This is a genomic window from Pseudomonas sp. URMO17WK12:I7, from assembly GCF_003269045.1.
Classification (GTDB): domain Bacteria; phylum Pseudomonadota; class Gammaproteobacteria; order Pseudomonadales; family Pseudomonadaceae; genus Aquipseudomonas; species Aquipseudomonas putida_J.
This window is the reverse complement of sequence record NZ_QLTL01000037.1, coordinates 1-7,086: the sequence shown is the minus strand read 5'-3', so window position 1 is coordinate 7,086 and position 7,086 is coordinate 1. Positions and strand designations below refer to the sequence as shown.

The following is a 7,086-nucleotide window of genomic DNA, read 5'->3' as shown; positions in this document are numbered from 1 at the left end:
CTGCACCGGCCTCTTCGCGGGTAAACCCGCTCCCACAGGGATATCACTGGCCTTGGCTGTTGTGCAGTACCTGTGGGAGCGGGTTTACCCGCGAAGGGGCCGGTGCAGGCAGTTCACCGTTCCCGCAGCGCCTCGGTGCGGGCCTTGAGCACCGGCTTGAGCAGGTAATCCAGCACGCTCTTCTGCCCGGTGATGATATCCACCGTGGCCACCATCCCGGGGATGATCAGCAACGGCTTGTTGTCCCCACCCAAGTGGTTCTTCTCGGTCCTCACCTGGATCAGGTAGAACGCATTGCCCTTGTCATCGGTGACCGTGTCGGCGCTTATCAGCTCCAGCTTGGCCTTGAGCCCACCGTAGATGGTGTAGTCATAGGCACTGAACTTGACCATCGCCGGTTGCCCCGGGTGCAGGAAGGCCACGTCCTGAGGGCGCACCTTGGCCTCGATCAGCAGGTTGTCCTCGATCGGCACGATCTCCACCAGGTCACTGCCCGGCTGCACCACGCCGCCGATGGTGTTGACCTTGAGCAGCTTGACGATGCCGCGCACGGGTGACACCACGGTGGTGCGGTTGACCCGGTCGTCGATGGCGATACTGGTGGCGGTGATCTTGGACAGCTCGGTGCGTTTGTCATTGAGCTCCTTGGCAGCGTCCGAGCGGAAGCCTGCCTCGGACTCCTCGATCTTGCTCTTGATCTCGGCGATCGCCGCTTCGGCACGGGGGATGGCCAGGCTGGTGGCGTTGAGCTGGCCGCGAGCTTCGACGGTGCGTTGCTTGAGGCGCAGGATTTCCACCGGGGAAATGGCGCCCTTGCTCACCAGCGGCGCCGACATGTCGGTCTCCTGCTGCAGCAATGCCACGGCCGAGCGGTATTGATCGACCTTGGAGCGGAACTCGGCAAGTTCCTGGTTCTTCTGCCGCAGCTGTTCGTTGAGGGTCTGTTTTTCGCTGGCCAGGCGCCGCTGGCGCGAGCCATACAGGGCGATTTCGTCTTCGGCGACCTGGGGCGCCTTGGCGCGCACTTCGTCCGAGAGCACGAACGGGCGCCCTTCGGCCTCCGCCGACAGGCGCTCGACCTGGGCGGTGAGGGCGTAACGGTCAGCCTCGCTTTCGCCTTTGTTGGACTTGAACCGGGTGTCGTCCAGGCGCAGCAACGTGGCGCCTTTCTCGACCATCTGGCCTTCGCGCACGAAAATCTCGGTGACGATACCGCCTTCAAGGTTCTGCACCACCTGCACCTTGCTCGACGGGATCGCCTTGCCTTCACCGACGGTCACTTCGTCGAGCACTGCCAGGCTGGCCCAGGCCAGCGCCACCAGCAGCAACGCTGCGGCCAGCCACACGGTCAGGCGCGAAAGGCGAGGCGCATCCTGCAGGGTGGCGCCTGCCAGTTCCGGCATGTAGTCGCGCTCGGCCCGTTTGTCGGTGCCATGGCTACTGCGGATGTTATGGCTCAAGGACATGGCCTACCTCACTTTTCTCAGTGGCAAGGTGCGGCCCCTGTGGGAGCGGGCTTGCCCGCGAACACCGGCAAAGCCGGTGCCACACACCGCCGTGTCTGCTTCGCGGGCAAGCCCGCTTCCACAGGGTTGAATATGTTGAGTCAAAGGGCTGAGCCGATACGGCCCTTGCGCAAGGCGTCGACAACCGCATCCTTCGGCCCGTCAGCGACGACCTTGCCGTTGTCCAGCACCACCAGCCGGTCCACCAGGCTCAGCATCGAGGTGCGGTGGGTGACCAGCAGCACGGTCTTGCCGGGCACCCAGGCCAGCAGGCGCTGGCGCAGTTGCTCTTCACTGCTGTTGTCCATGTGGCTGGTCGGCTCGTCGAGGATCAGGATCGGCGGCTCCAGCAGCAGCGCACGGGCCAACAACACGGCCTGGCGCTGGCCGCCGGAAAGCAGCTGGCCGCGCTCGCCCACCGGGCGGTCGAAGCCGTTGGGGTGTTGCCGGGCCAGCTCGCTGACACCGGTGAGCTCGGCCACTTCGAGCATGCGCGCATCGCTGATATGGCGCGCACCCAGTGTCAGGTTGTCGCGCAGGCTGCCGGCCAGCAGCGGCAAGTCGTGGGCAACGTAGCCGATCTGGCTGCGCAGGTCGGCGATGTCCAGCTGGCGCAGGTCGAGGTTGTCCAGCAGCACCTGGCCGTCGTCGGGGTGGTGGAAGCCCATCAGCAGGCGGCCCAGGGTGCTTTTGCCCGAGCCGCTGCGGCCGATGATGCCGATGCGCTCGCCGGGGGTGATGGCCAGGTTCACATCCTGCAACGCCGGGCTGGTCTGCCCCGGGTAGCGGAAGCTGACGTGGCTCAGCGCCAGTGCGCCCTTGAGCGTGGTGTGCTCCAGCGCCTGCTGGTCGAGCTGACGCTCCTGGGGCAGGGCCATCAGCGCGTCGGTGCTGCGCATGGTCAGTTGCGCTTGCTGGTAGCGGGTGATCAGCCCGGCGATCTGGCCGAGTGGGGCGAGCACCCGGCTGCCGAGCATGTAGCTGGCCACCAGCGCGCCGACGCTGAGGTTGCCGGCGATGATGCTGTACACCCCGGCAACGATGGTGGCCATACCGCAGAACTGCTGGATGAACAGCGTGCCGTTGCTGGCCAGCGACGACAGGTTGCGGGCGTGGGCGTCGAGGCGGGCGATGGCTGCGTTGGTGTGCTCCCACTGGTATTGGCGTTCGCTTTCGGCGCCACAGGCCTTGAGGGTTTCCAGGCCGCCCAGGGTTTCGATCAGCAGGGCCTGGCGCACGGCACCGAGGCTCAGGCTTTTTTGCACGGTGTCGCGCAGGCGGGCCTGGATGATCAGGGCAAAGCCCACTGCCAGCGGGAAGGCGATCAGCGGGATCAATACCAGCCAGCCACCGAGCAGGCCGATCACCAGCAGCATCAGGGCCACGAAGGGCAGGTCGATGATGCTGGTCAGGGTGACAGCGGTGAGAAATTCGCGCAGGCCCTGGAAGTCATGGATGCTCTGGGCGAAACCACCGATGGTGGCGGGCTTGGCCTTCATGGCCATGCCGGTGATGCGCTCGAACAAGGTGGCGGAGAGGATCAGGTCGGTCTTCTTGCCGGCCTGGTCGAGCAGGTGGGCGCGAACCATGCGCAGCACCAGCTCGAAGGCGGTGCCGATGAACAGGCCGGCGACCAGCACCCACAAGGTCGACAGCGCCTGGTTGGGGACCACGCGGTCGTAGGTCTGCATGACGAACAACGGCACCATCAGGCCCAGCAGGTTGATCAACAGGCTGGCCAGCAGGGCGTCGCCGTAGAGCCAGCGGGAATGGCGCAGGGTGTCGCGGAACCAGGCGTTGACCCTCGGCAGCAGCGGCGAACGCACGTCTTCCAGGGTATGCCGCGGGCGGGCGAACAGGGCGTGGCCGCTGTAGGCCTGCTGCAGGGCTTCACGTTCGACCCATTGCTCGCCGCCTTCGGCTTCGCAGGGCAGGATCAGTGCCCGGCCGTCATCGCCCCAGCGTTGCAGCACCGCGCTGCGGCCGTTGCCGAGCAACAGCAGCACGGGCAGGTTGAGCGCCGAAATGTCATCCAGCGCCCGCTCCAGTACCCGTCCTTGCAGGCCGGCACGCGCCGCTGCCCGCGGCAGCAGGTCTGCCCCCAGGCGTTGCTGGGCCAGGGGCAGGCCGCTGCACAGGCTGGCGCGGCTGGCTGGGCGGCCATGCAGCCGACACAGGATCAACAGGCCATCGAGCAGTGGGTCATCGACATCCGGGCGCGGCTGCGCAGTTTGCATACTGGTCACGATGGCCTACTCCCGCCAGGTGGATGGGTTGCAGTGCAGGCGCTCCGTGCCAGTACGCGTGACGCTCAGCGCATGTCGGGCAGCCTGGCCTCGGTCCGGACCTCGTTATTGGCGATGGCCTCCGGTGGTAGCGAAATGCGTTGCTTGCTCAGCAATTCACCCATGGTCGCCAGCACCCGGTACATCGAGAACTCTTCGGTGTAACGCACTTCGGTGTAGCGGCGATTGGCGTTGTACAGCTCGTTTTCGCTGTCGAGCACGTCGAGCAGGGTGCGTTGGCCAAGGCCGAACTGGTCCTGGTAGGCCGCACGTACACGTTGGGTGGTTTCCGCGTACTCACGCGCCGTCGGGGTCTGCTTGCGGGCGTTGTTCATGGCGTTCCAGGACAGGCTGAGGTTTTCGGTCAGCTCGCGCAGCGCATTGTTGCGGATGTCCAGCGCTTGGTTGATCTTGTGCGCGTCGGACTGCAGGCGGGCCTTGTCGCTGCCGCCGCGGAACAGGTTGTAGTTGAGTTCTACGCCGGCCTGCCAGTCGTTGTTGCTGTGGCCCTGCTCACCGCCGATGTTGTTGTTGGCACCGGTCGCAAGTACGGCGTCCAGGCGTGGGTAGAACGGCGACTTGGCCACTTCGTATTGCTGTTCGGCGGCATTGACGTCGGCCTGTGCCGATTTCAGGTAGGGGTTGTTCTGGCGCATGCCTTCGCGTGCTTCTTCGAGGGTGGCCGGCACTTCCACCTTGATCGACTGCGGCCCTTCCAGCTCATCAGGCACGCGGCCCACCACGCTGTAGAAATTGGCCTCGGCATCGGCCAGGTCGACTTCGGCCGTGTCCAGGTTGTTTTCCGCCAGGGCGCGACGGGCGCGGGACTGGTCGAGGTCAGCGGTGCTGCCGACGCCGCGCTCGCTGCGCAGGCCGATCTGGTCGTTGACGCGCAGGTGCGCTTGCAGGTTGTTCTTGGCCAGAGTCACCAGTTCACGGCGCTTGAGTACCTCGAGATAGACCTCGACGGTACGCAAGGCGACGTCCTGGGCGATGGCCTGGGTGTAGTAGGCGCGCGAGGTCGCCACCGCTTCGGTGCGGCCCACTTCATTGGCGGTGTTGAAGCCGTCGAAGATCATCTGCCGCAGGCGCAGTTCCGACTGTGTGTAGTTCAGGGTTTCCTTGTTGTGGTTGGTCGTGCCGTCCGGGTTGAGGCCCCGGGTATTGAGGTTGTCCGAGCGCTGGCGCCCATAACCTGCCACCAGATCCACGGTCGGGTAGTAACCACCACGGGCGAATTTGACGTCCTCATCGGCCGAAAGCTTGCTGTTGCGGTTGGAGCTGATTTGCGGGTGGTAATCCACGGCACTCTGGATTGCTTCGTTGAGGGACATTGCCTCGACGTTCGAGCATGCCATGGCTACCAGCATTGCACTGGCGAGGGGGGTGAAAACGCGCATGGGGTTACTTCTCCCTGGTCACAAAAAAAGTCCTGCTATTCGCCAAAAAAATGGCGAAATTTATAATTCAAACCGTTTCATGTTTGTAACAAGAGCTAAGAACATTTAACGCGCGGGCTAAGAATTTTTTCTCATAACGCCTATGCGAAAAAAAACTTATGCGGTCTAACGAAAGCAAGACATTGTTTCATCCAGGTGAATTCGTGCGCGGTTGGAAGGCGCGGCCTACAAGCACTGCAGCAAGTTCCAGATTATTTTCAGCTAACGACGCGGAACGGATGGGTGGAAGTAGTATTTGGCGACAAAAAATTGGCACCAAATGATGGCCAACTTAAATTATTACTATCGCCAAAGTAGTACCTGAGAGAACGATTCTCACCGTTGAGATATTTCGGACTCCATACCCACATCTGCCTGCGCAACGTCTTTGGCTGAAGTAGCCGATCAGTAAGGGGAGGCGTTCGCTCATGGCTAAATTAGTCGGTGTGGTCAGCAAGGTGATTGGTCAGGTCTTCGCGGTTGCCGGCGATGGCAGCCGGCGCCCCTTGATCGAAGGCGACCGCCTGTTCGCTGGCGAGCAACTGGAGACGGGTGCTGCGGGTGCCGTGGCGGTCCGCCTGCAGAACGGTGCCGAATTGACCCTGGGCCGCGACAGCAGCCTGGAGATGACGCCGGACCTGCTTGCCAGCCGGGCGCCCCATGGGCAGGGCCACGACGTTGCGCCGAGCGACGCGCAACTGAGTGATGTGGAGCGTATCCAGCAGGCAATTGCCGCTGGCGACGACCCCACCCAAAGCGCTGAGGCAACCGCTGCCGGGTCACACAGCGGGAGCGCGTCCGGGGAGCAGGGGGGAGGCCACAGTTTCGTCCTGCTGAATGAAGTCGGTGCGCGTGTTGATCCCCGGGTGGGTTTCCCGACGGCGGGCTTCAATGGCATTCCAGAGCTGGCCAACCGCGAGGTAGGCGGCCTTGACCCGAGCAATGGCAGTTCGCTCAACGGCCGTCCCGTTGGCGGCGGCAACGGCGATGCAGGCACGCCCCCTACAGAGCCTTCCATCCCGACGGTAGACCCCAATCACCCCGTCACCTTGTTGGGGCTGAATATCGCCCCCGGCGAGCTGAGCCTGAACGAGGCGAACCTGCCGTTGGGCTCTGCCAGTGATGCGGCGGCCCTGACCCAGCACGGCCGCTTTACCGTGGTGGCTCAGGATGGTGTGTTCAACCTCAGCGTCGCTGGCATCAACGTGGTGACGGGGGGCGCGGTGACCGGCGTTGGCCAGTCGATCACCACCGGGCTGGGCAACATCCTGACCATTACCGGCTGCAACCCGAGCACCGGCGAGGTGAATTACACCTACACGCTCTCCGCATCCGGGCAACATATCGAGAATGACGGGGCCAAGTCGCTGACCGAGCACTTGCCAGTCCTGGTCAGTGACCGCGATGGTGATGTCGCCCAGGGCTCGCTGGATGTCATCATCCACGATGATGCACCCCAGGCATTCGATGATGGCAACCTGGTCACTGCGACCGAGCAGCAGGTCGAACTGACCGGCAATGTGCTGACCAACGACGTGCAAGGCGCCGACCGCGTGGCGGGCGGCCCGGTGATCGCCGGCACCTTCACCGGCACCTACGGCACGCTGGTGCTGGCCGCAGACGGCTCCTACACCTACACCCTCAACCCCAACGCCCCGGACTTCAAGAGCCTGGGTGGTGGCGGCAATGGGGTGGAGAACTTCACCTACACGATCAAGGACGCCGACGGCGACAGCAGCTCGGCGACCCTGACGCTGAACATCGGCAACCTCAACGACCCGGTCACCCTCGATGGCCTGGACGCGCGGGGCGGTGAGCTGACGGTCTACGAGAAGCACCTGAGCGACGGCACCGCGC

4 protein-coding genes are annotated in these 7,086 nt (G+C 64.0%); 1 reads left to right on the top strand and 3 read right to left on the bottom strand.

Going from position 1 to position 7,086, the window contains the following annotated elements; all coding sequences use genetic code 11:
* Positions 1 to 113 precede the first annotated feature (113 nt).
* From H040_RS27085 to H040_RS27075, 3 genes are all read right to left on the bottom strand, one after another.
* Positions 114 to 1,466 (bottom strand): HlyD family type I secretion periplasmic adaptor subunit, encoded by a 1,353-nt coding sequence (locus tag H040_RS27085; protein WP_027919394.1) that lies wholly within the window; start codon positions 1,464 to 1,466, stop codon positions 114 to 116.
* A gap of 140 nt (positions 1,467 to 1,606) precedes the next feature.
* Positions 1,607 to 3,742: a type I secretion system permease/ATPase gene (locus tag H040_RS27080; protein ID WP_112312941.1), complete on the bottom strand. Its 2,136-nt coding sequence runs from the start codon at positions 3,740 to 3,742 to the stop codon at positions 1,607 to 1,609.
* Positions 3,743 to 3,816: 74 nt separating this feature from the next.
* On the bottom strand, positions 3,817 to 5,190 hold the full coding sequence (locus tag H040_RS27075) for a TolC family outer membrane protein (RefSeq protein WP_027919392.1): 1,374 nt from the start codon (positions 5,188 to 5,190) through the stop codon (positions 3,817 to 3,819).
* 467 nt (positions 5,191 to 5,657) lie between these two features.
* Here H040_RS27075 and H040_RS27070 point away from each other — a divergent pair.
* Positions 5,658 to 7,086: retention module-containing protein (locus H040_RS27070; protein WP_146746763.1), on the top strand; the 1,429-nt coding region annotated here is incomplete at its 3' end.

Bases quoted from the DNA above. Each gene is read 5' to 3' on its own strand.
- H040_RS27085 (WP_027919394.1), bottom strand. From the start codon at position 1,466: ATGTCCTTGAGCCATAACATCCGCAGTAGCCATGGCACCGACAAACGG.
- H040_RS27080 (WP_112312941.1), bottom strand. From the start codon at position 3,742: ATGCAAACTGCGCAGCCGCGCCCGGATGTCGATGACCCACTGCTCGAT.
- H040_RS27075 (WP_027919392.1), bottom strand. From the start codon at position 5,190: ATGCGCGTTTTCACCCCCCTCGCCAGTGCAATGCTGGTAGCCATGGCA.